The sequence below is a fragment of the Parenemella sanctibonifatiensis genome, assembly GCF_002250565.1.
Lineage (GTDB): Bacteria > Actinomycetota > Actinomycetes > Propionibacteriales > Propionibacteriaceae > Parenemella > Parenemella sanctibonifatiensis.
In genome coordinates, this window is record NZ_NMVJ01000001.1 from 298,936 (window position 1) to 320,944 (window position 22,009).

Below are 22,009 nucleotides of genomic sequence, written 5' to 3' on the forward strand. Positions count from 1 at the left end.
GCAGCGTCGGATTCGGCGCCCAGAGTCAGCTTGCGAGGAAGTCCAGCAGCGCGGCGTTGACCTCGCCGGCGTGGCTGGCCGTCAGCCCGTGCGGGGCGCCTTCGATGACCACCAGTCGGCTGCCGGGGATGTGCTCGTGAGCCAGCTGGGCGCTGACCTCCAGCGGCACGATGGCATCGGCATCGCCGTGGACGATCAGCGTCGGCAGGCTGAACGCAGCCAAGTCACGCCTGAAGTCGGTGCGGGAGAACGAGGCGACGCACTCCACCATCGCGGTGAGGTCAGCCTCGGCCGCCCAACTGAGCAGCAGTTGCCGGGTGGTCTCGTCGACCGCCACCTCGTCATCGACGCCATAGAAGGTGCGCGAGAAGTCCTCCATGAAGCCAGCGCGGTCAGCCCGTACGCCGTCTTGCATGCCGGCGATGGCCTCGTCATCCATCGGGCCGGTCGGGTTGTCCTCGCTGTGGTGCAGGCAGGGCGGCACCGCGCCGAGCAGGACGGCCTTGGCCACCCGCCCCATGCCGTGCCGGGAGAGGTAGCGAGCCACTTCCCCGCCCCCCATCGAGAAGCCGACCAAGGTCGCCCGCTCGACGTCGTACGCCTGCAGCACCTGCGCCAGATCATCGGCGAGGGTGTCGTAGTCGTAGCCCGAGCCGTCCGGATTCAGCCCCGGCTTCTCGGACCGGCCAAAGCCGCGCCGGTCATAGCTGATGACCCGATGCCCGGCGGCTGCCAGTGCGGCTCGCTGTGGCGTCCACATCTCGGCGCTCGCCGGCCAGCCGTGGATGAGGACGACCGGGGAGCCGTCGCGCGGGCCTTCTTCGATCACGTGCAGGTCGGTCATGGTGCCTCCGTTTCTTGGGATGTCAGGCGTGCCGGTGCAGGGCTCCTGCGTCAGGAATCCTGGGCGATCGGCGCGAAGGAGGGCCCATTCGTGGCGAGGCTCTCGTCCAGCTTGGTGAACAGTGGCGCCGGCTTGGACAGCGGCGTACCGGGCACGATCGGACGTGATTCCCAGACCGCCTGCTCGCTGGCGTAGTCACCCATCAGCACCGGATAGGGGGCGTTGCCCGGCTCGGTGACCTCGCGCATCTCCGGCTGCGCCGCCCAGACGCCGCGCCCGCCGAGTGCCTCGAAGACGAGCTGCGCCGAATGCGGCAGGAAGGGAGTCAGCATGGTGTTGACGTCGCTGACCACCTGCAGTGCGGTGTGCAGCACCGTGTCGCGACGGGCCGGATCGTCCTTCAGCTTCCATGGCTCGGTGTCGGAGATGTAGCGGTTGGCCGCCTGAACAATCTTCATCGCCTCGGTGATGGCGTTTTTGATCCGGTTCTTGCGCAACGACGCACCCACAGTGTCGAAACCGGACTTGGCCAGCGTCAGCAGCTCTTGGTCCTTCTCGGTGAGGGTGCCGGGCGCCGGGATCGCGCCGATGTTCTTGTGCGCCATCGACAGCGATCGGTTGACCAAGTTGCCCCACTCGTTGACCAGCTCAGTGTTGTTGCGGCGCAGGAACTCGTCCCAGGTGAAGTCGGTGTCGTTGTTCTCCGGGCCGGCCACGGCGATGAAGTAGCGCAGCGGGTCCGGGCCGAACTCCTCAAGGAAGTCCCGGACGTAGATGACCCGGTTGCGGGAGCTGGAGAATTTCGAGCCGCTCATCGTCAGGAACTCACTCGACACGACCTCGTTGGGGAGGTTCAGCTCGCCGAAGGGACCCGGCGCACCTCCCTTGTCGCCTTGGCCGTTGTGACCGAGCAGGATGCCGGGCCAGATGACCGAGTGGAAGGTGATGTTGTCCTTGCCCATGAAGTAGTAACCCAGCGCCTCGGGGTCGGTCCACCACTTCTTCCAGGCCTCCGGATCACCGGTCCGACGGGCCCACTCGACCGAGGCGGACAGATAGCCGCAGACCGCGTCGAACCAGACGTAGATCCGCTTCATCGGCTGGTCCTGCCAGTCGGGCAGCGGGATCGTGACGCCCCAGTCGATGTCGCGGGTGATGGCGCGTGGCTGCAACTCCTGGAGCAGGTTGCGGGAGAAGTTGAGGACGTTGGGACGCCAGTCCTCGCGGGTGTCCAGCCAGCTGCCCAGCGCCTCGGCAAGGGCGGGCAGGTCGAGGAAGAGGTGCTCGGTGGTGACGAACTTCGGGGCCTCGCCGTTGATGGCCGAGCGCGGGTTGATCAGGTCGATCGGGTCGAGCTGTTTGCCGCAGTTGTCGCACTGGTCGCCGCGGGCGGAGTCGTACTTGCAGTTGGGGCAGGTGCCCTCGATGTAGCGGTCCGGCAGCGTACGCCCGGTGCTCGGGCTGATGGCGCCCTCGGTCTCCTTGGCGACCAGGTAGCCGTTCTCGTACAGCGCGGTCACCATCTGCTGGACCACCTCGGCGTGGTTGCGGGTGGTGGTGCGGGTGTAGAGGTCGTAGGACAGGCCCAGTCCCTGCATGTCCTCGGCAATGATGCGGTGGTACTTGTCGGCGCATTCGCGCGGCGTGATGCCTTCGGACTCGGCCTTCACCTGGATCGCGGTGCCGTGTTCGTCGGTGCCCGACACCATCAGGACGTCGTGCCCGGCCATGCGCATGTACCGCGCAAAGACGTCGGAGGGGACACCGAAACCGGACACATGTCCGATGTGACGGGGGCCGTTGGCATAGGGCCAGGCGACTGCTGCCAGCACGCGATCACTCATGTTTGCCACCCTATCGCCCTCAGCCGGTGCACTCTCGCGCCCGCCGCAGCCCTTCCTCGGGGAAGACCATAGAATCGACAGTCCCCGACTCCGAGAGTGCTCATGACTGCCCCGACCGACACCCGCGGCCGCCCGCTGCGCGTCATCTTCGACCTGCGCTGGACCGCCGATGACATCGCCGGCATCTCCCGTTTCAGCGTGGAACTGGCCAAGGCCCTGGCCGCGCGCCCCGAGGTGGAGCTGATGGTGTTGGTGTGTCGCGACGACCAGACCGACCTGGTGCCCGGGGTGGCGCAGTTGCGGGTCCACGATCCACGGGACCCGGGCCAGGCCCTGGCTGAGGCCCGGCTGCCGAGGCTGCTGAACCAACTGGAGCCTGATGTGGTCTATTGCCCGGTCTTCTACATGGGTTCGTGGGGAAGGCGCTATCAGGCGATCTTCACGATCCACGACATGATCCCCTTCCACTTCCCCAAGCCGCCCTCGGACCTGTCGTTGGGTGCGCGGATCGGCTGGCGGGCCCTGTACGCCACCACCCTCCCGATGCGATGGATGTTGCGGCAGGCCGATCGGGTGGCAACGGTGAGCCAGACCGCTCGGGCCGAGATCGAGGGGCGCTTGGTTTCCGGCGACCTGGCCGTCATTCCCAACGGGGTGGAGCAGTTGGAACCTGCGCCACCGGCTGACCACAGCGGGTCGGACGACATCGTCTACATGGGTGTCTTCTCCCAGCACAAGAACGTCGAGACCCTGATCCGGGCGCTGCCGCAGCTGGCGCGGGTGCGGCTGCGGTTGCTGTCCAGGATCGATCCGGGCCGCCGCGCAGAACTCACCGCGGTTGCGCACGAGGCCGGCGTCGGTGACCGGATCATCTTCCACGACGGCGTCTCCGACCAGGAGTACGCCGACCTGCTGGCGCAGGCCCGGTGCCTGGTGACGGCATCCCGGCTGGAAGGTTTCGGCCTGCCGATCGTCGAAGCCCAACAACGCGGCGTACCGGTGGTTTGCAGCGACATCCCGATCTTTCACGAGGTCACCGGCGAGGTTGCCACCTTCTTCGATCCTTCCGACCCGGCCGACTGCGCCCGCGCCATCGACGAGGCGGCCGATCCGGAGCTGAGCCTGCGCCACAGCACCGACGGGCTGGCCAACGCCGCCCGCTACACCTGGCCCCGAGCCGCCGAAGCCGCGTTGGAGCTCTTCCGGGCTGCAATCTGAGAGCGTGCGCCCGTCAGACGACTTGGCGCACCAAGGCTTCGGCGGCGTTGACGATCTGGGCGGTCTGGTTCTGCCAGTCCGGCTCCTGACCCCGGAACGGGCCCGTCGACAGTGAGATCACCACCGCGGCGGCACGGAGCCGGAGCTCGGTCGGATCGACCCGTTCGTCGAACACCGGCACCCAGGTGCGCAGCAGGTGCTGCACCCGGGAAGCCTGCTCGGCGTTCATCCGCTGCACCGTCGACAGGTGCGCGATCAGACAGGCCAAATCATCGGCCCGGCGCCCCGGCCCGACCGTGTCCACGTCCAGCAACCCCACGATCCGACCACCGGCAGTGAAGACCTGTCCCTCGTGGAAGTCACCGTGGGTGGGTTCGTTGCCGGGCGGGATCAGCCGCAGCCCATCAGAGATCTGGTCCACCATCCAGTGCAGCTGGCGTTCCAGCTGCGGCATCGCCTGGATCACCATCTCGGCGTAGTGGGCCACCGCGTCGGTCCAGGGTGGCCGGCGTTCCAACCCCGCCACCGCCGGCGGCATGGCATCCAGCACCCCGATCAGCTGCTCAGCGGTGCACGGCGGCGTCGGATCAAAGATGGACCGCGCCAGCACGCGGCCCGGCAGTTCGCGCATGATCAACAGGTAGTCCGAGGTGGTCGCCGCCAACGTGGGCGCCGGGATCCCGGCAGCCAGCAACAGTTCGTGGCGCTGCACGACCTCGTGGAACTGGCGCCGCCGCAACACCTTCACGAAGACCGTGGTCCGATACTTCGGGACGCTCACCCGCAGCACCGCTCGGCGCCGGGGCCGATAGCCGATCATCTCCAGTTCGACGTCCTCGGGCACCACGGGCCCCGGCATCACCCGGTGCCGGTTGAGGGTGGCCGTCATGTCCTCCACGTAGGTGGCCCGTGGCAACCCCGGCAGGTCGGGGTCCTTGGGATAGAGCCAGACCGCGACCTCGCGGTCACCGTCGGCGAAGATCTCGGCACGGTCGTCGTTGCGGCCGCGCCCCTGCGCGCGGGCCGACACCCCGAGCAGTTCGTCGCGGCGCCCGAACTTCCAGTCGACCACCGCCGAATAGGTGGCCGTGGTCGAGTGCTGCGGATTGGCATCCACGTGGTCCAGGCTCCACGTCACCAAGGTGCCGCCGGCATGCTCGACCGCGGCGCGCAGCAGTTCCCCCACGCCCTCACCGGTCAGCAGCTGCGAACCATCCGGATCGGTGTGTCCGAGGCTCATTCCTCACCCTCCGGAAGTACCTCCCCGAGCCGGGTCACAGCCACTTGGTCGGCGCGCCGGCCGTCCAACTCAATGATCTCGAAGCCAAACCGGTTCGGCTGTCCCTGCTCGGGGTCGACGGGCGCCAGTACCGACTCGGTACGCTGCCCCACCGCCGGCAGTTGTCCGGTCTGCGCCATGATCCAGCCGGCGACCGTGTCATAGGGGCCCTCGGGCAGCAGATAGCCGCAACGCTCGGCCCACTCCTCCAGCGTCATCAGGCCCTCGACGGTGAACTCGTCATCCAGCAGCGGGGTCTGGTGGTCAGTGGCGTCGGTGTCGTACTCATCGGTGATGTCGCCGACCAACTCCTCCACCAGGTCCTCCATCGTCACGATGCCGGCGGTGCCGCCGTACTCGTCGCGAACGATCGCCAGGTGGGCCGATTCGCGGCGCATCGTCGACAGGGCATGCAGCACCTTGACGCTGTCGGGCAGCGAGACCACCGGGCGTACCAGCTCGGCCACCGTCATCGCGGTGGACTGACCGACCTTCGGGTTGAACAGGTCGCGTACGTGGACGAAACCAATCACGTCGTCGCTGGAGTCCCGGGTCACCGGATAGCGCGAGTGGGGTGCGTTGTAGACCTCGGCGGCGGCGGTTCGGGCCGGCAGGTCACCGGGCAGGAAGTCGACCTCAGTACGCGGCACCATCACCTCCCGCAGGCTCCGAACGCCAGCGGCGAAGACGTCATCCATGATCTGACGTTCTTCCTCGCCCAGTGTCTGGGAACCGTGCACCATCGCGCGCAGTTCCTCGTCTGAGACCTCTTCCTTGGCGGCATTCGGGTCGCCGCCCAGCAGGCGTACCAACACATTGGTCGACACTCCCAGGAACCAGATCACCGGGCGCAGCACCCGGGAGATCCCGTCGATCAGCGGCCCCAGCACAAGTGCGAAACCTTCGGCCCGCTGCATCGCGAGCCGCTTGGCGGTCAACTCACCGATGACGATCGAGAAATAGGAGATGACGATCGTGATGATGACCAGGGTGATCGTCCCGGCTGGCCCCTCCGGTACGCCGAGCTGGATCAGGTAGGGGGTGAAGTAGGGAGCCAGGGTGGCACCACCGAAGGAGGCCGACAGGAAGCCCGACAGCGTCACACCGACCTGCACCGAGGACAGGAACAGGTTGGGGTCGGCCGTGATCCGGGCCACGGCCTTGCCGCGCTTGCCTTTGCCGGACAGTTGCTTCACCTGGGAGTCACGCAGCGACACCAGCGCCATCTCAGCGGCAGCAAAGACACCACCGATCACGACGAACACCAGGATCAGCGCAATGTTGAGCCACAGCGACATCAGGCCCTCCGCCCCATGCCACTCGAGCAGAAGGCCTGGCCAGGCAGGGCCACCACAGGTTGGTTCACAGGCACAGCCTAATGGCGCGAGCCCCACCCTGCCCATCGAACGGATGAGCCAACCGCTGGCCCGACATGCAAGGATGCACGCGTGCCTTTGAACATCGCAGTGATCGGAACCAACTACCTCGGCGCGACCCATGCCGCCGGGATGGCGGAGTTCGGCCACAACGTGATCGGCGTGGACATCGACGCCGACCGGGTGGCCACCCTCAACCGCGGCCAGTCGCCCATCTTCGAAGACGGCCTGGAGCCGCTGCTCGAGCGTCACACCAGCTCGGGCCGGCTGCGCTTCACCACCGACTACCGCGAGATCGCTGACTGGGCCGATGTTCACTTCATCTGTGTCGGTACGCCGCAGGGTGACGATGGCGCCGCGGATCTGTCGCAGGTGCGCGCGGTGACCGAGACCTTGGCGCCGCTCCTGACCAAGCCGACGGTCATCGCCGGCAAGTCGACCGTCCCGGTCGGCACCGCCCCGAAGCTGCAGGCGCGGATGCGGGAACTGGCCCCGGTCGGCGACGGCGTCGAGGTGATCTGGAATCCGGAGTTCCTCCGGGAGGCGCACGCGGTCGAGGACACCCTGCGCCCGGACCGGATCGTGCTCGGCTCCCAGAACGAGGCCGCCCTCCACCTGATGCGCCGGGTCTACGCGATCCCGCTGAGCGAGGACACCCCGGTGGTGGAGTGCGACATCGCCACGGCCGAGCTCATCAAGACTGCCGCCAACGCCTTTCTCACCGTCAAGATCTCCTTCATCAACGCGATGGCGCAGCTGTGCCAAGCCGCCGGCGGCGACGTCGTGCTGCTGGCGGACGCGCTGGGCTACGACAAGCGAATCGGCCGCGAATTCCTCAACGCCGGTCTCGGTTTCGGTGGCGGCTGCCTGCCCAAGGACATCAGTGCGTTGGCGGCCCGCTCCGACGAGCTCGGCGTCGACGTCCTCACCAACCTGATCCGCAGCGTCGAGGCGATCAACGAGGGACAGCGCCGCGAGGTCGCCGAACTGGCCGTGGAGCAACTCGGCGGCGACGTCACCGGGAAGAAGGTCGCCGTGCTCGGCGCCGCGTTCAAGCCGGGCACCGACGACACCCGCAACTCCCCCGCGCTGGCGGTGGCCCATTACCTCGCCGACCAGGGCGCCAATGTCTCGGTCTACGACCCGCAGGCCGTCATCCCCGCCGATGCCGCGATCTCGCAGGCCGCCACGATCGAGGAGTGCCTGCGCGACTCCGAGATCACCCTGCACCTGACCGAATGGCCCGAATTTCGCCACCTCGACCCCGAGGACGTTTCCGAGCTGCCGGCCAACAAGGTCATCATCGACGGCCGCCTCAAGCTGCACCGCAAGACCTGGCAGCGCGCCGGCTGGAAGGTCGTCCAGATGGGTCGCGCCGCAACCCTGTGACCGGCACCACCAGGGAGGGAATTTTGGCAGGAGGGAATCATGACGTCCACTGATCAGGTCCTGACGCTGCAGAGCGCTGACCAGCCCGGCATCGTGCACCGGATCACCGGTGCGATCGTGGAGTGCGGAGGCAACATCACCGAGCTGCAGCAGTTCTCCTCGACCGACACCTTGCGCTTCTTCACCCGGATCCAGGTCACCGGCGCGCGCGGGCTGACCGATGCGGCGGCTGCGCTGGCGGAGGAGTTGGACGCCGAGGTGAGCGTCGACCAGGTCGGGCGGCCGATGCGTACGCTGATCCTCGCCAGCAAGGCCGGCCACTGCCTCAACCAGCTGCTCTATCGGCAGCAGACCGGGCAGTTGCCGATCGAGGTGACCGGCGTCCTCGCCAACCATCCCGACCTGGCCGAGATGGCGGGCTTCTACGGGGTTGATTTCCGACACCAGCCGATCCCGACCCCCGAGGACAAGGACGTCTTCGAGGCGTTGGTACGCGAAGCGGTCGCCGAGCGGGACGTCGAGCTGGTGGTGCTGGCCCGCTACATGCAGATCGTCTCGCCGCAGCTGTGCGAAGAACTGGCCGGCCGCGCCATCAACATCCACCACTCCTTCCTGCCCGGTTTCAAGGGCGCGAACCCCTACCGTCAGGCCCACGCCCGCGGCGTCAAGGTGATCGGTGCCACCGCCCACTTCGTCACGCCCGACCTGGACGAGGGCCCGATCATCGAGCAGAACGTCCAGCCGGTCACCCACCAGCACACCTGGCAGGACCTGCGCTCGGTCGGTGAGGACGTCGAGTCCCGCACCGTCACCGAGGCGGTCCGGCTGTACGCCCAACACCGCGTCTTCCTGGACGGCAACCGCACCGTCATCTTCCCCTGAGTCACGTCAGTTGAGCCGTTCTGCCTCAAGTCGCGCTGATCTGTCTGAGTTGCCGGAGGTGCGCCGATGAACCGCCAGTTCCCCACCATCGACCCGGACCGCCTCGCCGCCGATGACGCCCGGACATTGCTCCGGGACCGGGCCCGCTCCGCGCTGCGCCAGACCGCGGAGTTGCTGCCGGGCCGGGCGGACTACCGGGGTCTGCGGGGCACGTGGAAGGCCGATCTGGTCGCCGGCGTGACGGTCGGCATCGTCGCGTTGCCGCTGGCGTTGGGCTTCGGCGTCAGCTCCGGTCTGACCGCCGAACAGGGTCTGGTCACCGCGATCGTCGCCGGCCTGCTGGCCGCGGTCTTCGGCGGTTCCAACGTGCAGGTGTCGGGCCCCACCGGCGCGATGGTCGTGGTGTTGCTCCCGATCGTCGCCAGCCATGGCGCCCGCGCGGTCGCGGCGGTGACGCTGCTGGCCGGTTTGATCGTGTTGGCCACGGGCGTAGTGCGGCTGGGCCGGGTCGTGAGCATCATCCCCTGGCCGGTCATCGAGGGCTTCACCCTCGGCATCGCCTGCATCATCTTCCTCCAGCAGGTCCCGCTGGTGACCTCACCGGAGCAGGCCGCGCCCGGCGAGCTGAGCACCAATGCGCTGGTGGCCGCCATCCAGTCGCTGGCCAAGGCGGACCCGCTCCATCTGGCGTGGGCGCTGGGGGCGGTGGCGATCGTGGTGGTCTGCATGATCGTCTGCTCCAAGATCAATCCGCTGGTGCCCGGGTCGCTGATCGGGATCGCGATCGTGGCGGTGCTGGCGCTGGTCGTGCCGAACCCGCTGGCGACCATCGGCGCCATCCCGGCCGCACTCCCGGCCCCGTCCCTCCCGGCCCTGGATCCGGACCTGGTGGCCACGCTGTTGCCCGCCGCGCTCACGGTGGCGGCACTGGCCGCGATCGAGTCGCTGCTGTCGGCGCGGGTCGCCGCGGGCCTCGCCGACACGGGCGTCTATGACCCGGACCGGGAGTTGGTTGGGCAGGGCGTCGCCTCGATCGGGTCGTCGTTGTTCGGCGGCATGCCGGCCACCGGCGCGATCGCGCGCACCTCGGTCAACGTCCGCGCCGGCGCCCGCACCCGTCTCGCCGCGATCATCCACGCGGTGATCCTGTTGGCCGTCGTGTACGCCGCCTCCGGACCGGTCGGCACCATCCCGTTGGCGGCCCTGGCCGGCGTCCTCTTCCTGACCGCGGTCCGGATGGTGAATGTGGCGACGGCCCGCATCATCCTGCGGTCCAGCCGCTCCGATGCCCTCACCTTTCTCCTCACCGCCCTCATCACCGTCGCCTTCGACCTCATCGCTGCGGTGCTGATCGGCGTGGTGCTGGCGGCCGTGTTCGCGCTGCGTCGCACCGCCCGCAGCAGCGGCGTCACCCTGGAACCGATCCGGAGCGAGGATCCGCAGCCCGGCGACGAGGAGATCCTGGCGGCGCGGTTCACCGGCCAGCTCTTCTTCGTCTCGGCCGAACGGGTCTTCGAGACCGTGATGGCGGTCGGCCCGGCGACCGTGGTGATCCTGCGGATGTCGCTGCTGGAGGCGGTCGACAGCTCCGGCGCCCGGGTGCTGTCCGAGTTGATCCGTGGCCTGGAGCAGCGCGGCATCACCGTGTTGATCAAGGGCGTCCGGCCCGGCCACGCGGAACTGCTGCGCAAGGTCGGCGTCGTCGACGCGCTGCGACACCACCGGCACCTCTTCGACACCTTCGACGAAGCCCTGGAGCACGCCCGGTCCCACGTCCGCCGTGCCCGTGCCGTCGAGAGTGAACCGGATCGCTGACCGCCGACCACCGACCCCAGCGGTCGGCGCTAGGCTGCTGGCGTACGCCATCTGAGGAGAAGGAAACTGTGACCACACCCGTGAAGATCGCCGTCACCGGCGCCGCCGGCCAGATCTGCTACAACCTGCTGTTCCGGATCGGCAGTGGCTCGCTGCTCGGCGACACTCCGGTCGAACTGCGCCTGCTCGAGATCACCCCGGCCCTCAAGGCTCTCGAGGGTGTCGTCATGGAGCTCGACGACTGCGCCTTTCCGAATCTGACCAACATTGTCATCGGCGATGACCCCAAGGAGATCTTCGACGGCGTCAACCTGGCGATGCTGGTTGGCGCGATGCCGCGCAAGGCTGGCATGGAGCGCGCCGACCTGCTCAGCAAGAACGGCGCCATCTTCACCGCCCAGGGCCAGGCCCTCAATGAGGTCGCCGCCGACGACGTCAAGGTGCTGGTGACCGGCAACCCGGCCAACACCAACGCCCTGATCGCCCAGCGCAACGCCCCCGACATCCCGGCCGAGCGGTTCAACGCGCTGACCCGACTGGACCACAACCGCGCCATGACCCAGCTCGCCGCCAAGGCCGGCGTCAGCGTGAACGACATCACGAAGCTGACCATCTGGGGCAACCACTCCTCCACCCAGTACCCCGACATCTTCCACGCGGAGATCAACGGCAAGCCGGCCGCCGAGGTCATCAACGACCAGGCTTGGCTGGAGAACGACTTCATCCCGACCGTCGCCAAGCGTGGTGCGGCGATCATCGAGGCCCGCGGCGCCTCCTCGGCTGCCTCAGCTGCGAACGCCACCGTCGACCACATGCGTGACTGGGTGCTCGGTACGCCCGAGGGCAACTGGGCCTCGATGGCGGTGCCCTCCGACGGCTCCTACGGGGTCCCCGAAGGCATCATCTCCTCCTTCCCCTGCACCGTCAGCAACGGCGAGTACAGCATCGTCCAGGGTCTGGAGATCGACGACTTCAGCCGCGCCAAGATCGATGCCAGCACTGCTGAGTTGGTCGAGGAGCGTCAGGCCGTCACCGAGCTGGGTCTGATCGAGGCCTGAGCCTCATCCTGGTCCACCTGGGCGGTCCCGACCTGTCGGGGCCGCCCAGTTCTGTCTGTCGAGGCGGCGAACATTTCGGGTACGCCGGCAGCGCGGCATACTGGATCCATGAGTCAGCCCACCGACCCCTATCAGGCCAACGGCAACGAGCAGGACTTCGGTCCCTATTCGGCTGACTCTGCCGCTGATTTCTACGGCAATCCCACCAGCGCCGACTACTACGGGCCCTACTCCGCGGCCTCGGCGAGCTACCCCGACCATCTTCATTCGGCGTCGGCACCGCCGCCGCGCCAGCAGTTGCAGCCCAATCCCTACCTGCACCAGGCCAGCCCCTACAGCTCACCTGCCTACCGACCCGACCCGCGTCGCAGCGCCTCCAACTACGGGACTCCGGCGCTGGTGCTGGGGATTCTGTCGATGGTGATGATGCCACTGCTGGGCCCGTTCGCGTTGGGGCTGGGAATCGCCGGCGTACGCAGCAATCCCGGCGGCGAGAACGGCACCTCGATCGCCGGCATCGTCATGGGCGCCTTGTCCACGCTGGGCATGATCGCCTTCGTCATGCTGATGGTGGTCGCCCTCGGCGTGTCCTGAGGTTCAGGCACGTCTGATTCACGTGCCGCCACCGGGCACCACGATCGCCAACACGATGATCGCTGCACCCAGCAGGGTGTACCAGCCGATGTCGAAGCCACGGTCCCGCACCCGCAACAGACCGATCCGCTGACGAGACAGCACCAGCCGCAACACGGCACCCAGCACCAGCCCGGCACCGATGACGACCGATCCGGTACGCCAGTGGCCCAGCGCCAGGATGACCATCCCCACCGCCCACGGCAGCAGCACCGCGAGCAGCGGCAGCCAGCCGGTGCCGCTGGAGCGGGGCCGCGCCATCATCAGTCCAGTCCTGCCAGCTGCTCGGCTCGGTCGACCACATTGGCCAGCAGCATCACCCGGGTCAGTGGACCGACTCCGCCCGGAACCGGAGCGATCAGCGAGGCGGTGTCGGTGACGTCGGCGGCGAAGTCGCCGACCAGCCCCTCCTCGGTGCGGGTGATCCCCACCGCGACGCACACCGCTCCAGGCCGGAGCATCTGGCCGGTCACCAGGTTCGGTACGCCGGCGCCGGCGATGACGACGTCCGCGGCACGGGTGTGGGCGGCCAGGTCCGTGGTCCCGGTGTGGCAGGTGGTGACGGTCGCATTGACCGCCCGGCTGGTCAGCAGCAGTCCCATCGGTCGCCCGATGGTGGTGCCGCGACCGATCACGCAAACCTCGGCACCGGACAACTCGACACCGTGCGCGCGCAACATGTGCACGATGCCGCGGGGCGTACACGGCAGTGGCCCCTCGGCGTCCAACACCAGCCGCCCCAAGTTGGTGGGATGCAGGCCGTCGGCGTCCTTGTCCGGATCCATCAACTCCAGCACCCGATCTTCGTCGAGATGCTTCGGCAGCGGCAACTGGATGATGTAGCCGGTGCAGGCCGGGTCCTCGTTGAGGCGGATCACCTCGGCCTCCAAGCCTTGCCGGGAGACCTCGGCGGGCAACTCCACCTGGATCGAGGTGATGCCGACCTGGGCGCAGTCGCGGTGCTTGCCACGCACGTACGCCTGGCTCCCGGGGTCGTCGCCGACCAGGATCGTGCCCAGTCCGGGTGTGATCCCCTGGGCGCGCAACCGGGCCACCCGCTGACTCAGGTCAGCCTTGATGGTCTCGGCCAGCGGCTTGCCGAGCATCGGCGTCGCAGCCATCGAAACTCCTCGTCCGGGAAGCGGTCAGTGGAAGAAGTGGCGGGTGCCGGTCAGATACATGGTGATGCCGGCCTTCTGTGCCGCCTGGATGACCTCACCGTCCCGGGTGGACCCACCGGGCTGGACCACCGCGCGTACGCCGCCGGCCGCCAGCACCTCCAGCCCATCGGCGAAGGGGAAGAACGCATCCGAGGCCGCCACCGAGCCGGCCGCCCGATCGCCGGCGCGTTCCACCGCGAGCCGGCAGGAATCGACCCGGTTGACCTGCCCCATGCCGATGCCGACCGCGGCGCCCTCGCTGGCGAGCAGGATGGCGTTGGACTTCACGGCGCGGCAGGCGCGCCACGCGAAGATCAGGTCGGCCTTGGCCTGCTCATCGGCAGGGTCGCCGCTGACGAGCTCCCAGATGCCCGGGTCGTCACCCTCGGCGTCGATGGCGTCGGCATCCATGGCGAGCATGCCGCCCTCAATGAGCCGCAGTTCGCGGCCGCCGACGGCCCGGTTGTCGCACTCGAGGATGCGCAGGTTCTTGCGGCCCTTCAGCACCTCGACGGCGCCGTCCTCGTAGCCGGGCGCCACGATCACCTCGGTGAAAATCTTGGCGACCGCCTCGGCCATCTCCACCGACACCGGCCGGTTGGCCGCGATCACGCCGCCGAAGGCCGACACGGGATCGCAGGCGTGGGCGAGCCGGTGGGCCTCGGCGACGTCGACGCCGATCGCGATGCCGCACGGGTTGGCGTGCTTGACGATCGCGACCGCAGGCTCCTGGAAGTCGCCGGCTGCGCGGCGGGCGGCATCGGCGTCGACGTAGTTGTTGTAGGACATCTCCTTGCCCCACAGCTGCTTGGCGGTCGGCAGTCCGGCGCCGCCAGCGGTGTCGCGATAGATGGCGGCACCCTGGTGGGAGTTCTCGCCGTAGCGCAGGTCACTGACCTTCTCCCAGGTCCGGCCGGTCCACGGGCTGAAGTCGGTCTCGTCCTCGTCGAGGCCGCCCAGCCAGGTCGCCACCTGGACGTCGTACGCCGCGGTGTGCCGGAAGGCCTGCGCGGCCAGTTCGCGTCGTTCCTGGTGGGTGAATCCGCCGGCGGCGACCGCCATCGGGATCCGCTCGTACTGATCCGGGGAGGTGATGATCGCGACGTTGGCGTGGTTCTTCGCGGCCGCACGCACCATCGCCGGACCGCCGATGTCGATCTGCTCAATGCACTGCTCCTGGTCGCGGCCGGCCGCCACCGTCTCCGCGAAGGGATAGAGGTTGCTGATCACCAGGTCGAAGGCGCCGATGTCGTGCTGCTCCAGCTGCTCGCCGTGGCTGTGCTGCCGCAGGTCGGCGAGGATGCCGGCGTGGATCCGCGGGTGCAGGGTCTTGACCCGACCATCGAGCATCTCGGGGAAACCTGTCACCTCCTCCACCGGGCGTACCGGCACGCCGGCATCCTGCAGCCGCTTGGCGGTGGAGCCGGTGGAGACGATCTCGACGCCGGCGCGGCTCAGTTCGGAGGCGACCTCGATCAGGCCTTCCTTGTCATAGACCGACACCAGGGCGCGACGCAGCGGGCGGCGTTCCTGCGGGGTCTCGGGCTGCTGACTCATCGGGGTTCTCCTTCAGTGGTGGGGGTCGGGGTTGTCGCCGGGCGCAGGCCCGGGGTGAGGTGGTCGTGCGGGACGCCGGCGGCGATCTCGGCGCAGACCTGGACCAGCAGCGGCCGCTCGACCTGCTTGATGCGTTCGTGGAGCGAGTCGACGGTGTCGGTGGGCAGCACGCGTACGGCCTCCTGGGCGATGATCGCGCCCGTGTCCAGGCCGGCATCGACCCAGAACACCGAGGTGCCGGCAACCCGTACGCCGGCAGCGAGTGCGTCGCGGGGGCCGTGGACCCCCGGGAAGGAGGGCAGCAGCGAGGGATGGGTGTTGATCATCCGGCCGCCGAACTCTGCCAGGAATGCCGCACCGACCAACCGCATGAAACCGGCGCTGACCACCAGGTCCGGATTGTGAGCGGCCACGGCGTCCCGCAGCCGGGCATCCCATGCGGCCCGATCAGCGCCACGTTCCAGGACCACGGTCTGGCTCGGGACGCCGGCAGCGCGGGCATGCTCGTGTACGCCGGCCTCGGCCCGGTCGCTCACCACGGCGACCACGTGGGCCGGCACCTCACCGGTGCTGCAGGCGGCGATGAGGGCCTGCGCCAGGCTGCCCGATCCGGAGGCGAGCACGACGATGCGCGGCGACGATCCCGATGCCGGGGGCTCCGTGGTTGCAGACACAGCCCAAACCCTAGTTGGTCAGCGGACAGTTGGTCAGTTTGCCGAGCTGGCGGCAGCGTCCGTTCGTGGCGGACGCCGCACGAGTCCCCACACCAGACCGACCGCGACGCCACTGAGGCCCAACACGCCGGGTGCCAGCAGGGCCAGCTCGATCAGCCGCGGGCCCAGGTCGACCAGTCGTCCGGTGCCGAGGTTGCCCGTCGACAGCCACGCGAACAGCAGCAGCACTGCGGCGGCGCCCACTCCCGCCAGACCACCGGCCAGCGCGGTTTCGTCGAATCGGGCCCGCGGCCGCGCCTGCACCACCCATCCGGCCGCGACGGCACCCGCGAGGACGCCCACCAGCAGCCACAGCCACGGGGCGGCGGTCTGGGTGCCGGCCTCGGGCACCACGGCCAACACCGGGATGCCGGGCATCAGGCCAAGTTGGGTCGCCGCTGGGGAGACCAGCGAACCGTCACCCAGGGTGAAGCCGGCGCCGAGGACGTAGGAAACCACCCACAGCAACAGGTTGGGCAGATAGGCGAGCTGGGCCAGCAGCATCACCAGGTTGCCGACCCAGCCGAGGTGCAGGTGGTCGGCCAGTCCGATCATCCGAGCGCCGCCGTCGACGACGGCGTACGCCAGCACGGCGCTGGCGGCCGCCGTCAGCACCAGCAATGACGCCAGCACAGCGCGCGGCACCGCTCGCAACCACCGGGGCCAGCCGCGCCAGGGCAGCTGGGAGGCTCCGGCGTACGCACCCCACAGCGCACCGATCGCGGCGATGACGGTGCCGGCGATGGCGGCTCGGATCAGTTGTTCCTGGCTGCCGAGGGTGCCGGCCACGGTCAGCAGGGGCACCAGGTAGCCGGCGGCAGCGATGCCGGCCGGGCCCAGCAGGGCAGCCAGCGGCGGGTCGTCCTTGCCATCCGGTTGGGCGATCCGGGCGGCCCAGCCGGTGAGCCAGTGCAGGATCAGCACCATCAGGCCGGTGAAGCCGAGTGGAGTCAGCGTCACCAGGACCCCGTCGATCACGCCGCCGGCGCCGTTGGCGAGCAGCCAGAACTGGGTGCCGAGCTGGACCGGGAAGCCGCCCACCGGGGCCGACACCCAACCGACCCCGGCGATCGCGGTCGCCAACAGCCAGCCCGCCGCGGCAGCAGCGAGCCCGGCCAGCGCCGCCGCCACCTGCCACGGCAACCACCGCTTCAGCGGATGCTCCTGATCCGGTTCCGGGTCTGGTCGAGTCACGCGCAGCCGGGTTGCTGAACGTGGGCTCCTGGGGCTTGGCACTGGGTGTCCTCCCAACAAAAATGGTCTCGGTCGACCCGACCGAGTATCGTGGGCTTCCTCTGCCCGCTCGCGGGACCGTCACATTTGCCTCTAGGGAAGGAGTCCGCGTGTCCGATGAGACACCGCGTCGCGCTCGTCGCGCGCTCCCTGAACCCTCCGAGCCGAACGCCTCAACCCTAGACGAAGGCCCGGACGAGCCCGCCGTCGAAACGCCGCGGGGCCGCCGACTTCTCGGAGTTGTCGCTGATCCGGAGCCGCAGGTGGCCGAGGAGTCGCCCGCCGACGACGATGCCGAGGACACCGCCGCGGAGGCCGAGGAGAGCGAGCCCGAGACTGTCGATGACGACAGCGCCTCGGACAGCGAGGACCTCGAGCCCGAGGCTGAGGACGCCGACACCAGCGCCCCGACCCCGGCCTCGACCATCGGATCCGGCAGTGCCCCGGAGTTCCTGGCGCCCGGCGCCATCCACGATCGTCCCAAGCAGTTGCAGACCCGGCAGCAGGCCGAGCGCCGCGCCAGCACGGTCCGCGCCAGTGACATCGCCGTCCACGCCACGGCCCCGGAGTCCAAGCGCGGTGTCCGCACCAGCATTGCCGTCGGGATTGCCGCGGCCACCGTCATCGTCGCCCTCGTCGCCGCCTTCGTGCTGCCGATGAATCGTGGCGAGATGGCCGCTTCTCCCTCGGTGCCCGCCACTGATCCGGAGCCGACCCAGGTGGACAAGCTCACGGATGTCTCGATGCTCGACCCGGTGGACCTGTCGGCCATCGGCGGCCAGACCTGGCAGGTCGAGGAGACCACCGAGCAGATCACGGCCGAGTCCAGCCAACCGCGCTGCATCCAGATGAACGACCCGAGCGCACCGGTGCCCAGCGAAGCCATGCTGCGGACGCTGACGGTGCCCGGATCGGTCACGGCGGTGCTGCACCGCGCTGAGGCGTACGCCGATGTCGCCGCCGCCGAGCAGGTCTTCGACCTGCGCAAGGCCCAGTTGGGTGACTGCACCCTGCAGCCGCTCTACATCATGGGTGCCGCGGAGATCTCCCAGCTCGGCGACGAGGCCGTTGCAGTCCAGGTGGTACGTCAGGAACAGACCGCCGAATATCACGTTGTTGCGCTGGTGCGCACCGGATCGGCGATCAACGTGGTCGACATTGTCACGGCCGAGCGCCCCGCCGACACCCGCGAGCTGGCCCAGGCCATGACCGGTGCGGTGGATCGTCAGTGCAGCCTGACCGGCGGCCTGTGCAGCCTCGATCCGGAAGCCACCCCGACCCCTCCGCCCGCCAGTGGCGCCACCCCGGGCTGGCTCGCCGGCGGCGACCTGCCACGGGTACGCCCGGGCTCGGGTCGCTGGAACGCCTTGGATCCGACCACCAACATCGACTTGACCACCACCCAGTGTGAGGCGGTCGACTTCGCCGAGGACGCTGGCCCGGACGAGCGCGAGCAGCGGACGTACCTGTTGGCCGATGACCCGCGGGCGCCGACCGACTTCGGTGTGGACCAGCTGGTGCTGACCTTCCCTGACGAGCAGAAGGCACAGGAGTACGCCGAGACCATCCTCACCAACATCGAGGAGTGCCCCGAGCGCAGCCTGACCCCGCGCGTCGAGGACCCCGTCCCCTTCGAGGGCCAGGGTGTCGACGGAGCGACCTACTCCGGCAGCACCATCAAGGTCACCCAGGCCGTCGGACAGGGCCAGTCGGCACAGTTCCGGGTCGCGATCCTCACCCAGGGCAACACGATGGTCTACCTGTTGATGACGCCTCGCGAGGACTTCAACTGGACCGACGAGCAGTGGACCGCCGTCGCCAAGCGCGCCGGCGAGCGGCTGACGCAGGCTGCCTGACCACCCCCCGGCTGAGCCGTACACCGCTCAGCGCGGCAGGTGTCGCCGCGGCGCCATTCTGGGGCCGCGTCGGGGCCGGGTCGCACCGGCCATTTCCAACAGTCGCTGCACCCGATAGCGGTGTCCGAGGTAGGGCTGCAACAGTTCGGCGGCGCGCGCATCATCGGCCTCCCGCTCCCCCGCCAGCGCCCAGCCAATGTTCTTGCCGACGTGGTAGTCACCGAGGCTGATCGCGTCCGGGTCGCCGTGGGCTCGCTGGCGTACCTCAGCAGAGGTCCAGGGCCCGACGCCGGGCACCGCCTGCAGCCGTCGATCGGCGTCTTGGCTGCTCATCGCCAGGCTCTCCTCGAGCCGGTCCGCCACAGCGGCCGCCCGCACCACGGCTGCGCTGCGTTCGGGACCGACGGGCATCCGGATCCATTCCCAGCTGGGGATCTGGCGTACGGTCTCCGGCCCCGGCGGCACCATCAGCCCCAGCTCTTTCACTTCCGTCGCTGATCCGGGCGCCGGACTCCCGTAGGCCCGCACCAGCCGCCCCTGCCCCCCGAACGCTTCCTGGCCGGTGACTTTCTGCTCCAGGATCGCGGCGTACAGGGCCGGCCACACCATGCCGCCGCGGGTCACCCGCCAATGCCGGTGGCGCTGCCAGGCCTGCTGCAGCACCGGATGCTGGGGCTGGAAGTCACCCGCGGTGTCGTCGGCATCGCCGAGCATCGCGGGCAACTGGTCCAGCACCCAGTCCGACCCGGCCCCCCATGCCTGCGCGCGCACCTCACGCAGGTCGGCCCGGACGCTGACCGCCAGCGTCGCGGGCCCCGCTGGCGTGAGCAGACCACGCCAGTGCCGCCCCGCTGTGATCCGGTACGTCGGGTCCCCCGACCCGCGTCGCCAGGTCGACCACAGCGAGGCCAACTCAATCGGCCGGTCCGAGATCCAGACCCGCACGTCTTCCGTTTGTCCGGTCACGATTCGGACTGCCCCGCCCCGTCGGGGAGCCGCAAGACAGCCGTGACCGCCGGCATCAGCACCGATTCGAGCATCGTGTACTTCTGGGCGACCGGCAGCGAATGCAGCGCACCGACGCCACACAGCGAGGTGTATCCGTGCACGGCCGACCACAACGTGACGGTGTGGCGAAACAATGCCGCCTCGTCGGCGTCCGGCAGCGCCTCCCGCACGAGCTGCACCAGCAGCCGAAACGGGTCCGGATCCTCAGACGGGTGCATCGGTTGCCGGCTGACCAACGCCCGGAAGAGGTCAGACTCCTCCACCCCGAAACCGAAGTAGCCCCGGCCGGCCGCCAGCAGCACCTCGGCATGACTCGCGCCGGGCGCCAGCCACGCCAGCTCCAAACAGATCCGCCGGTGCAGCGCGGCGAGCGCGGCCTGAAGGATCGCGTCACGGAGTTCATCCTGGCCGCTGAAGTGCCGGTACGCCGCCGAGGCCGAGACCCCTGCTCGCCTGGCCACCTCGCGCAACACCACGGCCTCGGGTCCCCCGTCGGCGGCGAGCTCGACCCCGATCCGCACCAACTCGGCGCGGAGGTTCCCGTGGTGGTAGGCCATGTTGACAGTGTTAACCCAGGCGACCTATCGTGTCAACGCACCATTAATGTGCACGGTGTTTACATTGCTCGCAATCCTGTCCGCCAACCCGAGGAGTTCCGTCGTGGACCTGCTGCTGTTCTTCACTCTGGCCGCCACCGGATTTGTCGGCTGCGCCGAGTTTGCCTCGGTGTGCCTGGTGCACCCGGTGATCCGTCGACTCCCCGAGGACAGCCAGCTCGTGATGGAGCAGGGACTGTTGCGCACGTTCGGCGCGGCGATGCCGGTCGGCATGACCGCCGCGCCGATCCTGGCGGGGATCGGCGCCGGGACCACCGGAAACGCCTGGTGCATCGCCGCCGCTGTCGTGCTCACCATTGCCTTGATCGCCACCATCCTCGGCAACGTTCCGATCAACCTGCGCACCTTCTTCATCAAGGGCACCAGCGCACCGGAGGGATTCATCCCGATGCGGCGCCGCTGGGACATCTTCCAGGCGATTCGAGGCAGCCTGCAGTTGATCGGCTTCCTCCTGGTGTGCGTCGCGGTGGCCACCGCGCCATGACACGCGGTGGCCACCGCGCCATGACACGCGGTGCCGGCCGGCGCCACAGGCGTACGCCGGCCCGACCCTTTGCCCCGCCGCCCCAGGAAAGCACTGAGCCGGGCCCCCGATCGGGGCCCGGCTCAGTCGTGTCGTGCGTGGGTCAGCTCAGCGAGCTCATGATTTCCCGCATCAGGTTGGCGGTCTCGCTCGGGGTCTTGCCGACCTGTACGCCGGCAGCCTCGAGGGCCTCCTTCTTCGCGGCGGCGGTGCCGGCCGAGCCGGACACGATCGCGCCGGCGTGGCCCATGGTCTTGCCCTCCGGCGCGGTGAAGCCCGCGACGTAGGCGACCACCGGCTTGGTGACATTGGCCTGGATGAAGGCCGCAGCCCGCTCCTCCGCGTCGCCACCGATCTCGCCAATCATGACGATCGCTTCGGTCTCGGGGTCGTCCTGGAAGGCCTGCAGGCAGTCGATGTGGGTGCTGCCGATGATCGGGTCGCCGCCGATGCCGACGGCGCTCGAGAAGCCGAAGTCCCGCAGTTCGTACATCATCTGGTAGGTCAGCGTGCCCGACTTCGACACCAGGCCGATCTTGCCGGGGTTGGGGGCGATGTCGGCGGGGATGATGCCGGCGTTGGACTGGCCCGGGGTGATGACGCCGGGGCAGTTCGGACCGATCAGGCGCGTGCTGCCCGATTCGGCGGCCAGGGTGTAGAACTCCGCGGTGTCCTTGACCGGGACACCCTCGGTGATGCACACCACCAGCGGCATCTTGGCCTCGATGGCCTCGACGACAGCAGCCTTGGTGAACTTGGCCGGAACGAAGATCACCGACACGTTCGCGCCGGTGGCCTCCATCGCCTCGGCGACGGTCCCGAAGACAGGCACCTCGGTGTCGCCCTCGAAGGTGACGGTGGTGCCGGCCTTGCGGGGGTTGGTGCCGCCGACGATCTGGGTGCCCGAGTTGAGCATGCGCTGGGTGTGCTTCATGCCCTCGGAGCCGGTCATGCCCTGGACGATGACCTTGGAATCAGCATTGAGGAAAATTGCCATTGTCTAC

20 protein-coding genes are annotated in these 22,009 nt (G+C 68.9%); 8 read left to right on the top strand and 12 right to left on the bottom strand.

Annotation, left to right across the window (positions count from 1 at the left end):
• Positions 1-25: 25 nt before the first annotated feature.
• The gene (locus CGZ91_RS01495; RefSeq protein ID WP_094452202.1) at positions 26-844 is read right to left on the bottom strand and encodes an alpha/beta fold hydrolase; all 819 of its coding nucleotides are present in this window, start codon (positions 842-844) and stop codon (positions 26-28) included.
• Positions 845-894: 50 nt separating this feature from the next.
• Positions 895-2,688 (bottom strand): methionine--tRNA ligase, encoded by a 1,794-nt coding sequence (metG, locus tag CGZ91_RS01500; RefSeq protein WP_094452203.1) that lies wholly within the window; start codon positions 2,686-2,688, stop codon positions 895-897.
• A gap of 102 nt (positions 2,689-2,790) precedes the next feature.
• Here metG and CGZ91_RS01505 point away from each other — a divergent pair, with 102 nt between their 5' ends.
• Positions 2,791-3,906, top strand: coding sequence for a glycosyltransferase family 4 protein (locus CGZ91_RS01505; protein WP_094452204.1), 1,116 nt, complete (start codon positions 2,791-2,793; stop codon positions 3,904-3,906).
• Between the two features lie 13 nt (positions 3,907-3,919).
• Here the strand turns inward: CGZ91_RS01505 and CGZ91_RS01510 are convergent, their stop codons facing one another.
• Complete coding sequence (locus CGZ91_RS01510) at positions 3,920-5,146, bottom strand: aminoglycoside phosphotransferase family protein (RefSeq protein ID WP_094452205.1); 1,227 nt, start codon at positions 5,144-5,146, stop codon at positions 3,920-3,922.
• Positions 5,143-6,483 (bottom strand): hemolysin family protein, encoded by a 1,341-nt coding sequence (locus CGZ91_RS01515; protein WP_094452206.1) that lies wholly within the window; start codon positions 6,481-6,483, stop codon positions 5,143-5,145. The genes CGZ91_RS01510 and CGZ91_RS01515 overlap by 4 nt, the downstream gene beginning before the upstream one ends.
• A 150-nt stretch (positions 6,484-6,633) precedes the next feature.
• Here CGZ91_RS01515 and CGZ91_RS01520 point away from each other — a divergent pair, with 150 nt between their 5' ends.
• From CGZ91_RS01520 to CGZ91_RS01540, 5 genes are all read left to right on the top strand, one after another.
• A complete protein-coding gene (locus tag CGZ91_RS01520) occupies positions 6,634-7,950 on the top strand; it encodes a UDP-glucose dehydrogenase family protein (RefSeq protein ID WP_094452207.1) in 1,317 nt (438 codons plus the stop codon).
• A 36-nt stretch (positions 7,951-7,986) separates the two neighbouring features.
• Positions 7,987-8,832: a formyltetrahydrofolate deformylase gene (locus CGZ91_RS01525; protein WP_179229209.1), complete on the top strand. Its 846-nt coding sequence runs from the start codon at positions 7,987-7,989 to the stop codon at positions 8,830-8,832.
• Positions 8,833-8,898: 66 nt separating this feature from the next.
• Positions 8,899-10,647, top strand: coding sequence for a SulP family inorganic anion transporter (locus CGZ91_RS01530; RefSeq protein WP_094452209.1), 1,749 nt, complete (start codon positions 8,899-8,901; stop codon positions 10,645-10,647).
• Positions 10,648-10,715: 68 nt separating this feature from the next.
• Positions 10,716-11,705, top strand: coding sequence for a malate dehydrogenase (locus CGZ91_RS01535; protein WP_094452210.1), 990 nt, complete (start codon positions 10,716-10,718; stop codon positions 11,703-11,705).
• A gap of 108 nt (positions 11,706-11,813) precedes the next feature.
• Positions 11,814-12,299, top strand: a complete 486-nt coding sequence (locus tag CGZ91_RS01540) for a DUF4190 domain-containing protein (protein ID WP_094450580.1) — start codon at positions 11,814-11,816, stop codon at positions 12,297-12,299.
• An 18-nt stretch (positions 12,300-12,317) separates the two neighbouring features.
• Here the strand turns inward: CGZ91_RS01540 and CGZ91_RS01545 are convergent, their stop codons facing one another.
• Genes CGZ91_RS01545 through CGZ91_RS01565 form a run of 5 tightly spaced genes read right to left on the bottom strand, consistent with a single transcriptional unit; the run spans position 12,318 to position 16,962 of the window.
• Entirely contained in the window at positions 12,318-12,602 is a 285-nt protein-coding gene (locus CGZ91_RS01545) for a DUF3017 domain-containing protein (RefSeq protein WP_094452211.1), read from the bottom strand.
• The gene (locus CGZ91_RS01550; RefSeq protein ID WP_094452212.1) at positions 12,602-13,459 is read right to left on the bottom strand and encodes a bifunctional methylenetetrahydrofolate dehydrogenase/methenyltetrahydrofolate cyclohydrolase; all 858 of its coding nucleotides are present in this window, start codon (positions 13,457-13,459) and stop codon (positions 12,602-12,604) included. The genes CGZ91_RS01545 and CGZ91_RS01550 overlap by 1 nt, the downstream gene beginning before the upstream one ends.
• Before the next feature lie 24 nt (positions 13,460-13,483).
• A complete protein-coding gene (gene purH, locus CGZ91_RS01555; protein WP_094452213.1) occupies positions 13,484-15,055 on the bottom strand; it encodes a bifunctional phosphoribosylaminoimidazolecarboxamide formyltransferase/IMP cyclohydrolase in 1,572 nt (523 codons plus the stop codon).
• The gene (gene purN / locus CGZ91_RS01560) at positions 15,052-15,729 is read right to left on the bottom strand and encodes a phosphoribosylglycinamide formyltransferase (RefSeq protein WP_094450584.1); all 678 of its coding nucleotides are present in this window, start codon (positions 15,727-15,729) and stop codon (positions 15,052-15,054) included. Before purN ends, purH begins: the two co-directional genes overlap by 4 nt.
• Positions 15,730-15,762: 33 nt before the next feature.
• Positions 15,763-16,962: a cell division protein PerM gene (locus tag CGZ91_RS01565; protein ID WP_094452214.1), complete on the bottom strand. Its 1,200-nt coding sequence runs from the start codon at positions 16,960-16,962 to the stop codon at positions 15,763-15,765.
• Between the two features lie 149 nt (positions 16,963-17,111).
• On the opposite strand from CGZ91_RS01565, the gene CGZ91_RS01570 reads away from it, so the two are divergent.
• Entirely contained in the window at positions 17,112-18,857 is a 1,746-nt protein-coding gene (locus tag CGZ91_RS01570) for a hypothetical protein (protein ID WP_144008452.1), read from the top strand.
• Positions 18,858-18,884: 27 nt separating this feature from the next.
• Here CGZ91_RS01570 and CGZ91_RS01575 read toward each other — a convergent pair whose 3' ends face one another.
• The gene (locus tag CGZ91_RS01575; RefSeq protein WP_229116354.1) at positions 18,885-19,823 is read right to left on the bottom strand and encodes a DNA-3-methyladenine glycosylase family protein; all 939 of its coding nucleotides are present in this window, start codon (positions 19,821-19,823) and stop codon (positions 18,885-18,887) included.
• Positions 19,820-20,422, bottom strand: coding sequence for a TetR/AcrR family transcriptional regulator (locus CGZ91_RS01580; protein ID WP_094452217.1), 603 nt, complete (start codon positions 20,420-20,422; stop codon positions 19,820-19,822). Before CGZ91_RS01580 ends, CGZ91_RS01575 begins: the two co-directional genes overlap by 4 nt.
• A gap of 103 nt (positions 20,423-20,525) precedes the next feature.
• On the opposite strand from CGZ91_RS01580, the gene CGZ91_RS01585 reads away from it, so the two are divergent.
• A complete protein-coding gene (locus CGZ91_RS01585; protein WP_229116355.1) occupies positions 20,526-20,966 on the top strand; it encodes a DUF1772 domain-containing protein in 441 nt (146 codons plus the stop codon).
• Positions 20,967-21,108: 142 nt separating this feature from the next.
• On the opposite strand, the gene sucD is transcribed toward CGZ91_RS01585, so the two are convergent.
• Complete coding sequence (sucD, locus tag CGZ91_RS01590; protein WP_094452219.1) at positions 21,109-22,002, bottom strand: succinate--CoA ligase subunit alpha; 894 nt, start codon at positions 22,000-22,002, stop codon at positions 21,109-21,111.
• Positions 22,003-22,009 lie beyond the last annotated feature (7 nt).